The sequence below is a fragment of the candidate division TA06 bacterium genome, assembly GCA_016208585.1.
In the GTDB taxonomy this organism is placed as follows: domain Bacteria; phylum Edwardsbacteria; class AC1; order AC1; family EtOH8; genus UBA5202.
In genome coordinates, this window is record JACQXR010000050.1 from 1 (window position 1) to 15,110 (window position 15,110).

Genomic DNA, 15,110 nt, shown 5'->3' on the forward strand with positions numbered 1-15,110 from the left:
TGTCCGCCTCTCCCCGTCCCTCTCCTCGACCTAACCCCTTCGCCCCTTCCCTCGAGGGAAGGGGTTGGGGTTGGGTTCGTAATACCACCGCCTTCGCCACGCTCTGCCCGGCTCCAATGTTTACGCTTATTTCCCCGTCCTGGTAGCCGGTCTTTTCCACTTTAACGGAGTATGTTCCCGGCTCCAAGCCCGTTACCGAGCAGGGGGTGTTTCCCCGGGGTGTGCCGTCCACCGTTACGCTGGCCCCGCCTGGTGTGCTGGTAATCACAATGCTGCCGGGCTTGGGGGTCAGCTGGGCATTCAGGCTGTTGCCGTCCCCGCTTTCTATGGTCATCTCCACTTCGTAGGCCTGGTAGCCCGCTTTGGTAACTTTTATTTTGTGCGCCCCTATGCCCAGCCCAGATACACTTAAACCTGTGGAACCTGTTAAACCTTTTGAAACCCCATCTATGAATACACTGGCGTTAGCTGGCTCCGAAGTTATGCTTAACGACCCGTATTCCTTTGTCAAAACAGCGCTGACCGTGGTGGTAATATTTTTAGCGACCGTTACGGTCTTGCTAAAACTGCTGTAGCCGTCCTTGGCGATGATAACCTGATGCTCGCCGGCCTCGATTTTTGACAACTGCCCCGGGGTTGTTCCCACATCCGCCCCGTCTAAGAATATCTTTGCGCCCGGCGGCGTGGAGCGTATGACCAAACCTCCGTAATCCACGCTCAGCGGGGCTATGGCCTGCGCCACGGCCGTGGGCTTCCATTTGCTGAACTCGGCGGCCGCCTCCTTCATGGCTCCAAGCAATTTTGAGCCATCGGCGTAGCTTCGCGAAAACGGCATGTCCAACCGCGAGGTTTTTACGTCCACCATTTGCAATTCAACCGAGTACACGCCGCTTACCTTACCTATGCTGCCGCCGATCATCTTCTGCACGCCCAACAGTTGGCCGACCTCGACCAGGCATGAACTCTGGTCACAGGCGCCGGTTTGCTGGAACCCCTGCTCTTTGAGAATATAATCGCGCTGGGCAATGTCCAGAACCTCGTAAGCCTTGATTGCCGCCAGCTCGTTTAGCAATTTTTTGGTCAGCTGCTCGCCCTCGGCTTCCGACAGACCGCTGGTGATCTTCAGGTCGGTCACCGAAACGGTCAGCTTTTGGGCCTGCACCGGTAGGACTATGGCCAAAGCCATAATGGCGGCCATCATGACAATGCGCATTTTATTTTGCATAACCTCTCCCGATTTTTTATAATTTATTTTCGCATCCTTTCGTGTTTTTCGTGGGCAAGTTATTCCCCCTCGTCCCGCATTTCATAGGCCTTGCGCAAATGCGGTATGGTGATGGACCCTCCCACCACCAGCGAGACATTCATGATCTCATCAAACTCCGCCTGGGTCACCCCCATCTTTTTGCACTGCAGCACATGGTAGCTGATGCAGTCGTTGCAGCCCCGCCATGACGGGGCACAGCCCCAGCATTTCCTTGGTCTTGCCCGGCAGGGCTCCGTCCTGGTAGGCCGCGGTGTCCAGGTTGAAGAACCGCTTGATGCCGGCATTCTCAGCCGCCAGTATCCGGTCGTTCATCTTGGAACGGTAAGCTTTGAATTCTTTAATTTTATCAGGCATGACTGCTCCGGTTAAATAGTCAAACTATTTTGGCGGTTTCCCTTGGGAAAAATCAAATTTTTCCCAGCCCAAATCTTGTTTTTCTTGCCCCAAATCTTATTTGGGCTTCCCCAAAGAAGATTTTACCTGGCCCAGGAGCCTTTTGGACTGGCCCAAAGAACATTTTACCAAGCCCAAATTGTATTTTTCCCAGCCCAAAACATATTTGGGCTTCCCCAAATAAGATTTTACCTGGGCCAAAGACTTGCCGGAGCAGCCCAAAGATTGTCTTTCCCTGTCCAGATACCTGCCAGTTATGCCAACCGCTTACGTTGATATTATTGCTGCCCCGTGCTTGCGCGCCTGCCTATGCCGTAACTACGCCCGGCATAATAGCATGGCTTCGTGCAGGCAGGCCGTAGTCAGCTTCAGCACGGCGCAGGTATACGTCGAAGCTTTTGCTTAGGCTGCATGCTTGTCTATCCTTGGGGGCCGCAACTACCGCGAAGGCATCAGAGCGGTGGCGCAAGACCCTGCCACCTTCTCCAAAACTTCATTAGTTACTCTATCAAACTCATTCCCGGTCCCCTTCTCTTGGCCAGAGAAGGGGTTCAAGGCTTGCGCTGAGCAGAGCCGAAGTGGGTTGAGTTACTTCTAGTTTCTAAACTCATCCCCTCGCCTGCGTCTATAAGCAAATGACTTTGGCGAACAGGCCGTCCCCTTCTCTTATTTATTTTCCAATTTATCCGACGAAGCATTTTTGCATAGTCGGAGAGAAGGGGAGTAAGCTTGCACTGAGCTAAGCCGAAGTGGGGTTGAGTTTTTTTCAGTCGGCAGTGGTTCCCTACTCGCACTGGCAGTACTTGGGCACATTGTTCATTATCTCGTCGAAGGCCACCTCGGCCTGCTCGTGTTTGTCCATGTCCTTCAGCGTCACTACGCCCTTCTTGATCTCGTCCTCGCCGATCAGGGCCACGTAGCGGGCGTTAAGCCTTCCGGCCTCGCGCAGCTGGGCCTTTAAACTGCGGCCCAGAAGTTCCTGCTCGCAGATCAAGCCCTTTTGCCGCAACCGGGAGCAAAGCAGGTTCCCCTTCTTTACCGCCTCATCCCCCAAAGTGGCAATGTAGACATCCGGCCTTTTCTCCTGCGGCAGATTTGCGCCCTGATTCTTCAGCGCCAGAAGGTATCGTTCCAGACCGGAGGCAAATCCCACCCCCGGAGCCTTATCTCCGCCCAATTCTTCGACCAGGCCGTCATAACGGCCGCCTCCGCCCAAGGCGTCCTGCGCCCCCAAATGGGCTGACGCGACCTCAAAAACTGTGCGAGTGTAATAATCAAGTCCCCGTACCAAGGTATTATCAATCACGAAGGGAATGTCCAGATCGCCCAGCAGCGACCGAACTTTCTCGAAATGTGCCGCACAGGCCGGGCACAGATTGGCGATGGCGGCAGGCGCGTCAAGAACTTTTTCACGGTCGATCTTGCAGTCCAGTATCCTTAAGGGATTCCGGTTGATGCGGTCTTTACAGTTATCGCAAAGCCCGCCAAGCTTCGGCTTGAAATGCGCGACCAGCTTCTCCCGGTAGGCGGGGTGGCAGGTCCGGCAGCCGACGGAGTTGAGCCGCAGCTTCAGGCCTGATAACCCGAGCTTCTGCAAGACGGAAAAAAGCACCGAGATTGCCTCGATGTCGGCCACCGGGCTGTCCGGGCCGACGATCTCCACCCCGAACTGGGTGTGCTGGCGCATCCGGCCGGCCTGGGGCCGCTCGTAGCGGAACATGGGGGCCAGGTAGAACACCTTGACATAGGGTTGTTCTTTCAAGGAATTATGCTCGATCAGCGCCCTTAAGACCGGCGGCGTCCCTTCGGGCCGCAGGGTGATGGAGCGTTGCCCCTTGTCGGTGAAGGTGTACATCTCCTTCTGGACGATGTCGGTGGCGTCCCCGGTGCCCTTGACGAACAGCGCGGTGTTTTCAAAAACCGGAGTGCGTATTTCCTTGAAGCCATATAGCCGGGCCTGTTCCCGGATCACCGATTCTATGTGCTGCCAGAGATGGGCCTGGTCCGGCATCACGTCGTAGGTGCCTTTGCTGGCTTGAAATTTCATTGGTCTTCATCCTTGTTCTTATACCGCAGTTTGGAAAGCCCGGCGCCAGCCGCAAAACCTATTGCGTCCATGGAAAAATCCAAAAACGAAACTGTCCGCCCCGGTATCCATCTTTCATGATACTCGTCAATGGCGGCCAGCCCCAATCCCAGAACCAGCAGGACAGCCCATAGTCCCTTGTGCCGGTAGTCGGACATAAAGACCGCCCGGGCCGCCAGCACTGCCAGCGCCAGATAGGCCGCGAGGTGGAATATCGGGTCGGCGTGGGAATACTCGGACGGGGTCCTTAAATTGGGAATGGAGGTGGCGGTGACCATCAAAACCAGCCAGGCTGCTACCGGCCCCCAGATGATTATTTTCTTCCGCATTATGTTCTTATTCCACCTGGCTGAATATCTTCAGCGCTTCTTCGGCGCCGGCCGCATGGACTAACTGTTCCCGTACCTGATCCCGGTTCAAAAGGCGGGAGACCAGGGCCAGGGCCTTGACATGGTCGGCTATGAAATTCTGGGGGGTGGCCACGAAGAAGAAGATCTGCACCGGCTGGTCGTCCAGCGACCCAAAGTCCACCGGCTGCCGGCTGATGCCGAAGGCCCCGGCCATTTTCTTCAGTTCCTTGGTGCGTCCGTGGGGAATGGCCACGCCCTTGCCGATCCCGGTGGACATCAGTCCCTCCCGCTCCATGGCCGAACGGAGCAATTCCGGCTGATTCTCGATCAAACCGGCCCCGGCCATCAAACTCACCAGTTCCGAGATGATCTCTTCCTTGGTGGTCCCGTTCAGCGGGATTTTGACGCAATTCAAATCTAAAATTTCGTTGATCTTCATTTTACCGCCTTATATTGTTAATTGCTTTTTTAACATATCCGCGGCAAGGCCTCTCCCTCTAACATCATCAACGGCCGCCTGCTTCCCAGAAAAGTTGTCAAAAGAACCTGCGGTTTGCCGGGTTCAACTTTTCCAATGATCTCCGCCTCCCTGCCCAGCGGGTCCTGGTGCAAGGCCTTCAATATCTTTCCCGAGTCTTCTTCGGGGACGACAGCTATCAGCTTGCCCTCGTTGGCCACATACAGCGGGTCCAGGCCCAGCATCTCGCAGGCGCCCTTCACTTCGGGCTTGATCGGTATTTTTTCTTCCTCGATGGTGATGGTCACTTTTGACTGTCCGGCGATCTCATTCAGAGTGGTGGCCAACCCGCCCCGGGTCGGGTCACGAAAAACCTTGACCAGACCGGCTTTCCGTATGGCGCTAACCAGGCTGCCCAACGGAGCCGCGTCGCTTAAAAGGTTGCCGCTTAGGCCAAAATTATTTCTGGCGTTGATCACTGCCGCCCCGTGGTCGCCAATCGTCCCGCTGATGATGACGACATCTTCCGGCGTTGCCAAAGAGCCGGAGACATTTACGCCCTCCGGGATCAATCCCACCCCTGATGTATTGATGAACAGACCGTCACAGGCGCCTTTGTCCACTACTTTGGTGTCCCCGGTGACTATGAACACACCCGCCTCTTTTGCCGCCAGTGCCATGGAATCAACCACCTTCTCCAACGTCTCAAGCGGAAATCCTTCTTCGATGATGAAGCCTACGGAGAGATACAACGGTTTGGCCCCCTTCATGGCCAGGTCGTTGACCGTGCCGCAGACCGCCAGCCGCCCGATGTCCCCGCCGGGAAAGAACAGGGGTTTTACGACATAAGAGTCCGTGGTAAACGCCATTCTGCTTTCTGCCTTTTGCATTCTGAACTCGGCAGAGTCGTCCCCCTGGTTGAGCATCGGGTTGGAGAACCTCGTCTTGAAGACCTTTTCTATCAGTTCGTGGGACAAACGCCCTCCCGAGCCGTGGGCTAAAAGTATTTTATCGTTGTTTGGCAATGTTTTTATTTTCTATTTTTGGTTTTTAATTTTCCGTGCCGTACTTGTACCAGGCGGCGCAGGCCCCTTCGGAAGACACCATGCACGGCCCCACCGGGCTTTCCGACGTGCACTTTTTCCCGAACATGGGGCATTCATCCGGCTGATGCAATCCCATCATCACCTGGCCGCACAGACATCCTTCCGGCTCTTTGGCAGGCTCCACCTTGATGTCAAAGCGTTTTGCGGCGTCGAATGACCTGTATTCTTCCCGGAAGCAAAGCCCGGTCTCCGGGATGCTGCCAATGGCCCGCCATTCGGCGGTGCAGGGCTGCATTACCTTCTCCAGCATGGCCAAAGCGTGGGGATTCCCGGCATCGGGCACTCCGCGCCGGTATTCGGTCTGCACGCTAAATTCCTGGTTGTCTTTTTTATGAGTTTTGATCTGCTGCAACAGCATCGCAATTGATTCCAGGATGTCCAGCGGCTCGAACCCGGCGATGACGCAGGGGATCTGATATTGGGCCGGTATGAACTGGTAAGGCTGGCTGCCGATGATGGCCGAGACATGGCCCGGGCAGAGGAACCCGTCGATCTTTGTTTTGCCCGATTCCAGTATCGCCTTCAGGGCATTAGGCACGGTCTTGAAGGCCGGGTAAACCGAAAAATTATCAATGCCTTTCTCTTTTGCCTCCAACACCGTGGCGATGATGGTGGGCGAAGTGGTCTCGAAGCCCACTCCGGCGAAGACTACCTGTTTCCGGCGGTTCTCGGCAGCGATCTGCAGGGCATCCAGCGGGGAATACAGGATCCTGACATCGGCCCCTTGGGACTTGGCCTCCCGCAGGCTGCTGCGCGAGCCCGGCACCCGGACCATATCGCCGAAAGTAGCGAAGATCACGTCCTTCAGCCCGGCCATGGCGATCATCCGGTCGATGTCGTAAAGAGAAGTGACGCAGACCGGACAGCCCGGCCCGGACAGAAGCTTTATTGACTTGGGTATCAGGCCCCTGATGCCGAACTGGGAGATGGCCATGGTATGGGTGCCGCAAACCTCCATCAAGGCTGCCGGCCCGTCGCACAGGGCCTCGATCCTCTTAACCAACTTTGCGGCCACGGCCGGATCGCGGAATTTATCGAGATCTATCATTGTGATGCCCGTCAGGATATGGTGATGCCGGTATCTTCCAGCAGTTTGTATGTTTCCTCGGCCTCCTGGAGGTCTATCCGTTGGATGGCAAACCCGGCGTGAATCAACACGAACTCGCCCACGGTAGCGTCAGGCAACAGCTGCAAGCCTATCTTGCGTTTCAATCCCCGGATGTCCACTTCGGCCTTGTTTCCCTCGATGGCCTCTATTTTGGCTGGTATGGCTAAACACATGTTAGGTAACTAATAAATGGTTAATTGGAAATTGGCTAAGTTAGTTTTGCTCGGTTTAAATAACTGATATATCCATTAAGCAACCGGGCTGCAGTATCTCTAAGGGCTTCACCTTTTGAATATTCCTCACCGGTAATATATTTTTCATCTGAGCAGGTTATGAAATGGTCTTTTACCTCAGAGAGAGAGATCCTCTGGACTGCCGGCAATATTGTATATTTTGGTGATATCTTCCGTAGCCTTCAGCGATATTTGCAGTAATTGAGACGACTGTTCTCTTGATTTGACTTACTAAACTATTTTTTCTGAGACGGGTAATTGATTTGCGATAAGGTAAGCATATTTGCGTACATCTCTGGCGGCTTTCCAAGCAGTTAAAGGGTTCAAAGGACTTTACTTTCTTCACTTGGCTTTCATCCATTTTCCCACCATTTACCTATTTGTCCATTTACCCATTTATTTTACCCGATAAAACTTGTCCCAAAGCTATGCCGCCGTCATTCGCTGGAACTTGCCTGTGGATGAGAACCTGGTAATCTTTTTGTAACAACCCTTGGCGGACAAGGTTCAACAGGTGCCTGTTCTGGAACACCCCCCCGGAAAGAGCCACTGTTTTTATACCTGATTTTAACCTTAAATTATCGCACATTGACAGGGTAAAGTCAACAATTGTATTGTGGAATTTGGCCGCGCAAACGCCGGCATTTGCGCCATTATCAACATCACCTGTCAACTGCTGCCACATCTTCTTCAAGGTTATTAGACACTGACCGTTTTGTTCAATCACATCATACTCATACCTGCCACTAATCCCTAAAGCAAGGCAATTCTCCAGAGCTATGGCCGCCTGGGCCTCAAAGGTAATCATACGGCAAACGCCCAGCAGGGCGCTGACCGCGTCGAACATGCGTCCCAGGCTGGAGGTCCAAGCCAGATTGAAACCGCTGTCCAGCTGCTTAGAGATCACCTCCAACTCCGGCTGGTATTCTTTGGGAAGAAGGTTGATCGGCAGTTCGTGCAAAAGATATTTGCTGTAGGCGGCAGCGATCCGATAAGGCTTTTTAATGGAGGCCTCCCCGCCCGGCAGGGGAAGGTATTCCAAATGCCCGGCTCTTTCAATCTTCTTGCCGTCGAATACAAAGAACTCGCCGCCCCAGATCTTTCCGTCCTCGCCGTAGCCGGTGCCGTCAAAGGTTACCCCGATGGCCGGGACCACTTTGCCGTTATCGGCCATGACGCTTAAGATATGAGCCTTATGATGCTGGACCGCGCGCAGAGCCACGTCGGATTGTTCCTTGGCCCAGCGGGTGCTTAGGTAATCGGGATGCAGGTCGTGAACGATGGTTTCCGGCTTTATCCTGAACCATTTCTGGTATTTTTTGATCATCTCCGCGAAGAAATCCAGGGTGGCCAGGTTGTCCATCTCGCCGATATATTGGCTGGCATAGGCCTTATTTCCCGAGGCCAGGCAGAAAACGTTCTTCATCTCTCCGCCCACCGCCAGGGTTGGCGACACCGAGAACGGCAGGTTAATGGGATTGGGGGCGTAGCCCCGGGAATGGCGTACAATCTGTACAATCGGGTTGGTATTATGGCTTGGCGCTTGTTCTCGGTTATTCTGCTTTCCGCTTTCTGATTTTTTATTTTTTGTATCGCTTACGAAGACTATCGCGTCGTCGTTGCGGTTTTCAATTTCCCGGTCGTTCAGCAGGAAATGATCGGCAATGCCTGCCAGTTTTTTTAAAGCCGCCTGGTCATCTATGACCACCGGCTCGTCCTGAATATTGCCCGAGGTCATCACCAGGGCTGTTAAACCAGGGTAAATTTGTTTCAATTCCCGGAACAGCAGATGATGCGCCGGCGCATAGGGCAGCATCACCCCCAGACAGTTGTTCCCCGGTGCAATCAGTTGACTGATGGTATTTGATTTTTGATTTCTGATTTTTGATTTTACCAAAAGCACTATCGGCGCCTGGCTTGATCCCAGCACTCTCTCTTCCCGCTCGCTTATCTGGCAGATACGCCGGACATCCTGCACCGACCCGCACATCAGGGCCAGCGGCTTGTCCGGCCGGTTCTTTCTGTCCCGCAGTTTTTTGACCGTCGCATCATTTCCGGCATCACAGGCCAGGTGAAATCCCCCGATGCCCTTGATGGCCAAGATATCCCCGGCCATCAGCGATTTTGCTGTTTGAACAATAGCCTCCTGTTTCCCGGCAATTTCATGGCCGTCATTATCGCACAGCCAGTACCGCGGTCCGCAAGCCGGACAGGCATTGGGCTGGGCGTGGAACCTGCGGTTTTCCGGGTCGTAATATTCCCTTTGACAATCGGAGCACATGGTAAAGTCCGCCATGGCGGTCAAAGGCCGGTCGTACGGGGTATTTTGGATGATGGAGAACCGCGGCCCGCAGTTGGTGCAGTTGATGAAGGGATACAGGTACCGCCTGTCCTTCTCATCCAGCATCTCGGCCAGACAATCGTCGCACACGGCGATATCGGGGGAGATCCGGGTCGCCCCGTCGCTGTTCAGGCTTTCCCGGATGGTGAAATCCTTATATTCCCCGGGCACGGCCGGGGAAACAATCAGGTCATCGATCAAGGCCTGGGGCGGCAGTTCGCTCTTGATACCCGTCAAAAATGGATCGCTGCTGTCGGACCGGCCCTGGACATGGATCTCCACTCCCTGACTGGAATTCAGCACCCATCCGGTCAAACCGTGTTTTTTGGCCAGGCGGTAGATGAACGGCCGGAAGCCCACTCCCTGGACGATCCCGTTTATTTTTATCTTTATTGCGGTCATCATCTGACTTTAAAAAATGCCGTCCAATCTCATTCCGGACGGCGAAACTTCAAACAATATTATATTCCCAAACGCCTTAAATATCAAGGAATATCTGCGGTCTTGTAATTTGGAGTAAAATAGTATATGCTTACTGCCCTATGCTCGAAAAAACCATATATCCTGAAAAGATTCCGCAAAACGAGCCGGATCGCAGCCTGAAGATATCGGTGATTGAAGGCAGCTTTGCCACCGTCCACATCGCCGTCAGCCTGGGGGCGCTGGTGACCGGATACGCCCTGATGCTGGGGGCCAACGATTTTCACCTGGGACTGCTGGCGGCCTTGAATGCCCTGTCCACCGTGGGCTCGGTGGTCAGCGCCCAGATATTGAGCCGGCTGGGCAGCCGCAAGAAACTGACCGTCTGGGGCGCCACCGTCGGGCGGGCATTGTGGGCACTGCTCTGCCTTCTGCCCTTTATGAACATGATGCCCGGCTGGAAGCTGGCCCTGTTCTTTGCCGTAATGTTTCTGGGGAACACCATCCTCAGCGCGGCCAATACCGCCTGGCTTTCCTGGATGACCGATCTGGTTCCCCTGGACCGCCGGGGCAGCTATTTTGGCAAGCGCAGCGCCATCCTGGGGGCAGTGACCATGCTTACCAATTACGGGGCCGGCTGGGGCTTTGACCGCCTGAAGACAGCCGGGCTGCAGGACCAGGGGTTTGCTTTGGTATTCGGGCTGGCGGCCCTGTGCGCCGTGATCGCCGGGCTGATCCTGAACCGCCAGTGGGAACCGCCTTTAAAGGGCGAAAAAAACCGGTCCATTTACGAGATCGTAAGGCTGCCCTTCGCCGATCCCAATTTCAAAAAACTGCTGACCTTCTTTATTTTCTGGTCGCTGTCCACCGCTGTGGCCGGTCCCTTCTTCGGGGCTCATATGATCAAGAACCTCAAAATGCCCTACGCGGTGATCGCCCTTTACTCCATCATGGCCGGAATGCTGAACCTGGCCACCCAGCCTTTGTGGGGCCGGATAATCGACAAGCTGGGGAACCGTCCGGTTCTGATCTTCAACCTGATCGGCATCTTTTTTCTTCCCCTGTTCTGGCTGTTTGCCACTCCTGCCTTTTACCTGCCCATCTGGGTGGATGCTTTTTTGACCGGGTTCTTCTGGCCGGGATTCACCCTGGCCGGCTTCAACCTGTTGCTTTTGACCGCGCCGGAGCAGAACCGGACCTCCTACCTGTCGATATATACTGTGACCACCGGTTTCGCCGTATTCCTCGCGTCTTTGCTGGGCGGCTGGCTGGCCAATGCGCTGCATGATTTTAAATTTCTGCTGCTGGGGCACACCATCATCAACTTTCATTTGCTTTTTGCCTTTTCCTCCCTGGCCCGGATATTTACCCTGCCCCTGGCCCTGAGGCTGAACGAGGAAAAGGCACGCTCGGTGGGCACCCTGCTCAACTTATTCGGGGACAAGATCAGCCAGAATTTTATGGGCGGCTGGGAAGCCGGAGTGGTATTGATAAAAAAAGTCGCCCGGGTTTAAAACAAAAGAAGCCCCGCAGACTGCGGGGCTTCTTTATGTCTTAAAACGCTAACAGAGATATTCAGCGGCCTCCTCAATTGGTTCACTTGGTTGGTGTCCCAAAACGTGCTTTTGGGGTTGAAGCAAGGATCAAGATGCGACGGGTAACCAAGAGTGTAATGCTTGAAACAGCCCGATTATTATTTGAGGTAATAGCCGAGCATCAGCGATAATATAGAGTTTTTGATATCCGACGTCATGGTAACATTCAAGATGGTAACCTCTTTTAATATCTTTGTCAGGCTCATCGAATAGCGAAACTCGATTGATATCCTTGACGGCATTTTGATTCCCGCACCCCAGAACAGACCGATTTCAGAGCTCTTGATTTCGTTTTTCATATCTGTTGTGATCGTGATGCCGGCCACAGTTGACTCATGCTTGGCGCGTAGAAGCATGCCAACTGGGGGTCCAGCATAGATGCCTGAAACAATCTTGTTGCCAAAAGAATATTTGACCAATACCGGCATCTCCAGGTAATCAAACTTGTCAACCTCGACGTAATGGCCGGCAATAACTCCTGTCTGGTCCATAACTACAGCTATATCTTCTTCACGTTTGTCACCTTTTTGCGAATATAGTAGTTCGGGCTGTATGGTAAGAAATAACTGCTTGATATCGGCAAATCCGCCGAAGACTGCGCCTGTTCTGATGGAGTTGTCTCTGGAATCATGGCCCCTTAATTTTGCAAAATTGAGACCGCCCTTGACACCAAATGACAGTTCCTGGCCAGCCATCTGAGACACCATAGTCAGCACAATTAGTGAAAAAAATGCGTTAAAAAAACGGGCTTTTAAAAAGCCCGTGAGATTGAATGTTTTGTATGGCATTGAATTGCTTCTGAAAGTATCTATGGCTGTTTATTTTAGCTTGCCTATTCGTCTCAGGAATGCATCTTGAGTGGTATTACGGACTTGGTTCTGTTCCCTGTTCCAGTAATACTTCCCCCCGAACAAATCCTTCGGAATATCACTGACAAAACCGGCCGCTTTTAAATCATCCAGATTTTCAGGCCATTTTCCGGTATTCTTATGATATTTTATGGCTAAAGACTGATATCGGTCAACTTCTTCCTCTATGTATATTTGGTCCAAATAGAACTTGGCTATTCCCCTTTCGTTTTTATTGGCGCTTTTATCATAAAGCTCCTGCCACATACGTTTTGACGTTTCGCGTTGCCCTTCCTTTCTGGATATCCAGGCGGCAAACCTTAAGGCTCCCTCCCAGGCCTTCGGTAGTTTTGAAGCTTCTACGAATTCTTTTACCGCCTCATCGCTGCGATGAAGGAAAACATACAGGATGAAGCCCTTCATGTAGGGGAATTGCCATTTATCGGGGTTCGCCCTTTTGGCCTTATCCAGCAGTTTGAGCGAATTTACTGAATCCTGGGCATCGTGGATCAAAAGCAGCGAGCCAAAGGTATACGGGTAAAGGAATTTGGGATCCAGGTCGGTAAGGTTGTCGGTAATGGGATAAAGATACTCAAAGTTCCTGTCTGACTGCTGGTGAAAACCGTAATACTGGATCATCCTCAGCCACAGGTAATCGGCCATCATCAGCTCGTTGCCGGCCGAGATCAGCTTGACCGCCCTGGCTGACGGGAAATACACCAGCTCCCGGATCGACTTTTCGCTGCTGAGGTACCGTTTATCAAAATTAACCTGAACCGCAATGAACCCAGACATCATTGCAACCAGGCAAAGCAGTGTAATTATTGCATTTCTGAGATGACGCTTCATTTCAGGTCTTTGCGTTCCAGTATGATTGAGGCCACGGTTAGGGTAAAGGCTATGTACAGGACAGCATATAGCAGCATCAGCCATATTTTGGATTGATCGACCGGCAGATTGTATATGGATTCCGTCCGGAAATTAAAGTTCTGCAGGTTGGGGATGACGTAGGAGACCCCCTTGGCCGCCAGCTTAAGGAAATGCCCCGGCATCCGGTCGGCGAACAGGCGGAGTTGGTCGGCCGAGGTCCCGGCGATGTAGACGCAGAAGGTGAATACCGCCCCCAGGGCCGGCGAGGCCAGGGTGGAGAACAACATGGCCACCGCGGTGATCACCGCCAGCTGGCCGAACAGGCCGGCTATGGTTAAAAAGAAGAGCCCGTCCGGCTTGCCGTCCATCAACAGCAGGGTCAATATAAGCGTGATGCCCATTATCAGAAAGGCCAGCAGCAGGGTGGCCATCAGGCCGAAATACTTGCCCACCAGCAGTTCCCAGCGCCGGACCGGTTTGGCCACCAGCACGTAGATGGTGCGCTTGTCCAGTTCCTTGAACAGCAGCGCCGTGCCGGAAACGACCGCTATCAGCAGGCCGAACAGGGCAATGGCGCCATAGCCAAAATCCTTTAATATCCTGATTTCCTGGCCCACCGATAGGGATATCGCCAGCCGGGAGCCCGGGAGCACTATCAGGGCGAAGACTATCAGCCCGTAGAGTATCCGGTCGCGGACCGATTCCCGGAAGGTGTTGGCGGCTATGGTGAATATCCTTCTCATTGGCCGGCCTCCTTGGCGGTGCGCACCTGCCGGGCGAAATAGTTTTCCAGATTTTCCCGCTGGGGGGTGACCGAGACGATGGTCCCCCCGGCTTTCATTATTTCCTTCAGGTTCCGGTCCAGGTTGCCGGAGCTGTCCAGCCTGACGATGAACTGTCCGGCTATTTTTTCCATTTTGGCCCCGGTCAAATTCGCATTTTCCGGCAGGCCTTCGGCCACCACTTCCACCCAGCTGATCGAATCCTTCAGCAGCTCCGGCAGGGTTCCTATCTTGTTGATCTTTCCGTTGATGATGATCACTACCCGGTCGCACAGGGCCTCGGCGTCCGGCAGAATATGCGAACTGAAAAATATAGTCTTGCCCTGCCGTTTAAGCTCCAGCATCAAATCTTTGATCTCTTTTCTTCCGATGGGGTCCAGGCCGGAAACCGGCTCGTCCCAGACCAGGAATTCCGGGTCGTTGACCAGCGACTGGGCGATGCCGGTGCGCTGCAGCATGCCCTTGGAGCATTTGCGCAGGGGCAGGCCGGCCGCCTGGGACATGCCCACCAGCTCCAGCAGTTCGGTGGTCCTCTCCCGGGCCTGGCGTCCGGTGATGCCGAACAGCGCGGCGCAAAACAGCAGAAACTCGCGCACGGTAAGATAATCGTAAAAATAGGGGTTCTCCGGCAAAAAGCCGATCCGTTTCTTCACCTCCTGCGATTTCTCCAGGATGTCGTGGCCCAATATCCTGGCGGTGCCGAAGGACGGCTTTATTATGCCCATTAAAGCTTTGATGGTGGTAGTCTTTCCGGCTCCGTTGGGGCCCAGAAAGCCGAAGATCTCGCCGGGCTTCACCTCCAGGGAAATGTCATCCAGAATGGTCTTTGACCGCCAGGTAAAATGCTCCCAGTCGGTAAAGCTTTTGGCAAGATGTTCGATCTCTAAGATGTTTTCCATAGAATAATTTATCGGTTGTAATTTAATTTGTATTTTTACGATCACTGCAGGATGACAGAAAACCGACATCATTGCGATAAATCTCCCAGGCTGTGCCGATGAAGCAATCTATACCCGTAATGGATCGCTTCATTTGTGTTATGAATACCCGATTCGCGATGACTTAAAAGAACACTCTAATTACACAATCCATTGGCTTTGTTGCGTGAATAATGGGTAATTTGGTATAATCTGGCTATGATTAACGAACTGAAAGGGGCCAGAAGGTGAAAACATCGCTCAACAATCAAAAAGGCATCACACATAAAACCAAGAAAAAAGCACGGTATAAAATAAAGAACTGGCCGGCCTATAA

14 protein-coding genes and 1 pseudogene are annotated in these 15,110 nt (G+C 53.3%); 1 reads left to right on the forward strand and 14 read right to left on the reverse strand.

Translation table 11 applies throughout. From position 1 onward, the window contains the following. The 10 genes and pseudogenes from HY768_04155 to hypF all read right to left on the reverse strand — a co-directional run. Positions 1 to 1,225: PEGA domain-containing protein (locus tag HY768_04155; protein MBI4726410.1), on the reverse strand; the 1,225-nt coding region annotated here is incomplete at its 3' end. A gap of 59 nt (positions 1,226 to 1,284) precedes the next feature. Further along, positions 1,285 to 1,621: pseudogene (locus HY768_04160) on the reverse strand (carboxymuconolactone decarboxylase family protein). Positions 1,622 to 2,444: 823 nt separating this feature from the next. Then, positions 2,445 to 3,707, reverse strand: a complete 1,263-nt coding sequence (locus tag HY768_04165; protein ID MBI4726411.1) for a histidine--tRNA ligase — start codon at positions 3,705 to 3,707, stop codon at positions 2,445 to 2,447. Then, on the reverse strand, positions 3,704 to 4,075 hold the full coding sequence (gene vanZ / locus HY768_04170) for a VanZ family protein (GenBank protein ID MBI4726412.1): 372 nt from the start codon (positions 4,073 to 4,075) through the stop codon (positions 3,704 to 3,706). Before vanZ ends, HY768_04165 begins: the two co-directional genes overlap by 4 nt. 7 nt (positions 4,076 to 4,082) lie before the next feature. After that, on the reverse strand, positions 4,083 to 4,535 hold the full coding sequence (locus HY768_04175; GenBank protein ID MBI4726413.1) for a PTS sugar transporter subunit IIA: 453 nt from the start codon (positions 4,533 to 4,535) through the stop codon (positions 4,083 to 4,085). Between the two features lie 29 nt (positions 4,536 to 4,564). Then, a complete protein-coding gene (gene hypE / locus HY768_04180; GenBank protein ID MBI4726414.1) occupies positions 4,565 to 5,578 on the reverse strand; it encodes a hydrogenase expression/formation protein HypE in 1,014 nt (337 codons plus the stop codon). Between the two features lie 25 nt (positions 5,579 to 5,603). Then, on the reverse strand, positions 5,604 to 6,707 hold the full coding sequence (hypD, locus tag HY768_04185) for a hydrogenase formation protein HypD (GenBank protein ID MBI4726415.1): 1,104 nt from the start codon (positions 6,705 to 6,707) through the stop codon (positions 5,604 to 5,606). 11 nt (positions 6,708 to 6,718) lie between these two features. After that, entirely contained in the window at positions 6,719 to 6,940 is a 222-nt protein-coding gene (locus tag HY768_04190; protein ID MBI4726416.1) for a HypC/HybG/HupF family hydrogenase formation chaperone, read from the reverse strand. A gap of 172 nt (positions 6,941 to 7,112) precedes the next feature. After that, the gene (locus HY768_04195; protein ID MBI4726417.1) at positions 7,113 to 7,361 is read right to left on the reverse strand and encodes a four helix bundle protein; all 249 of its coding nucleotides are present in this window, start codon (positions 7,359 to 7,361) and stop codon (positions 7,113 to 7,115) included. A gap of 27 nt (positions 7,362 to 7,388) precedes the next feature. Next, a complete protein-coding gene (hypF, locus tag HY768_04200; GenBank protein MBI4726418.1) occupies positions 7,389 to 9,746 on the reverse strand; it encodes a carbamoyltransferase HypF in 2,358 nt (785 codons plus the stop codon). A 137-nt stretch (positions 9,747 to 9,883) separates the two neighbouring features. Between hypF and HY768_04205 the strand changes: the two genes are divergently transcribed. Further along, positions 9,884 to 11,275 (forward strand): MFS transporter, encoded by a 1,392-nt coding sequence (locus tag HY768_04205; GenBank protein ID MBI4726419.1) that lies wholly within the window; start codon positions 9,884 to 9,886, stop codon positions 11,273 to 11,275. Between the two features lie 179 nt (positions 11,276 to 11,454). Here HY768_04205 and HY768_04210 read toward each other — a convergent pair whose 3' ends face one another. From HY768_04210 to HY768_04225, 4 genes are read right to left on the reverse strand one after another with little or no spacing between them, the layout of a single operon-like run. Further along, positions 11,455 to 12,144 carry a PorT family protein gene (locus tag HY768_04210; GenBank protein MBI4726420.1) on the reverse strand — a complete coding sequence of 230 codons (690 nt, stop codon included), beginning with the start codon at positions 12,142 to 12,144 and terminating at the stop codon, positions 11,455 to 11,457. A 30-nt stretch (positions 12,145 to 12,174) separates the two neighbouring features. Then, positions 12,175 to 13,053: a hypothetical protein gene (locus HY768_04215; protein MBI4726421.1), complete on the reverse strand. Its 879-nt coding sequence runs from the start codon at positions 13,051 to 13,053 to the stop codon at positions 12,175 to 12,177. Then, a complete protein-coding gene (locus HY768_04220; GenBank protein MBI4726422.1) occupies positions 13,050 to 13,817 on the reverse strand; it encodes an ABC transporter permease subunit in 768 nt (255 codons plus the stop codon). Before HY768_04220 ends, HY768_04215 begins: the two co-directional genes overlap by 4 nt. Continuing rightward, entirely contained in the window at positions 13,814 to 14,755 is a 942-nt protein-coding gene (locus tag HY768_04225) for an ABC transporter ATP-binding protein (GenBank protein MBI4726423.1), read from the reverse strand. Before HY768_04225 ends, HY768_04220 begins: the two co-directional genes overlap by 4 nt. Between the last annotated feature and the right edge of the window lie 355 nt (positions 14,756 to 15,110).

What these genes read in the sequence shown, in the direction of transcription:
- HY768_04210 (MBI4726420.1), bottom strand. Translation starts at nt 12,144, where the DNA reads ATGCCATACAAAACATTCAATCTCACGGGCTTTTTAAAAGCCCGTTTT.
- HY768_04220 (MBI4726422.1), bottom strand. Translation starts at nt 13,817, where the DNA reads ATGAGAAGGATATTCACCATAGCCGCCAACACCTTCCGGGAATCGGTC.
- HY768_04190 (MBI4726416.1), bottom strand. Translation starts at nt 6,940, where the DNA reads ATGTGTTTAGCCATACCAGCCAAAATAGAGGCCATCGAGGGAAACAAG.
- HY768_04215 (MBI4726421.1), bottom strand. Translation starts at nt 13,053, where the DNA reads ATGAAGCGTCATCTCAGAAATGCAATAATTACACTGCTTTGCCTGGTT.
- HY768_04175 (MBI4726413.1), bottom strand. Translation starts at nt 4,535, where the DNA reads ATGAAGATCAACGAAATTTTAGATTTGAATTGCGTCAAAATCCCGCTG.
- hypD (MBI4726415.1), bottom strand. Translation starts at nt 6,707, where the DNA reads ATGATAGATCTCGATAAATTCCGCGATCCGGCCGTGGCCGCAAAGTTG.
- HY768_04195 (MBI4726417.1), bottom strand. Translation starts at nt 7,361, where the DNA reads ATGGATGAAAGCCAAGTGAAGAAAGTAAAGTCCTTTGAACCCTTTAAC.
- vanZ (MBI4726412.1), bottom strand. Translation starts at nt 4,075, where the DNA reads ATGCGGAAGAAAATAATCATCTGGGGGCCGGTAGCAGCCTGGCTGGTT.
- hypF (MBI4726418.1), bottom strand. Translation starts at nt 9,746, where the DNA reads ATGATGACCGCAATAAAGATAAAAATAAACGGGATCGTCCAGGGAGTG.
- HY768_04205 (MBI4726419.1), top strand. Translation starts at nt 9,884, where the DNA reads ATGCTCGAAAAAACCATATATCCTGAAAAGATTCCGCAAAACGAGCCG.
- HY768_04225 (MBI4726423.1), bottom strand. Translation starts at nt 14,755, where the DNA reads ATGGAAAACATCTTAGAGATCGAACATCTTGCCAAAAGCTTTACCGAC.
- HY768_04165 (MBI4726411.1), bottom strand. Translation starts at nt 3,707, where the DNA reads ATGAAATTTCAAGCCAGCAAAGGCACCTACGACGTGATGCCGGACCAG.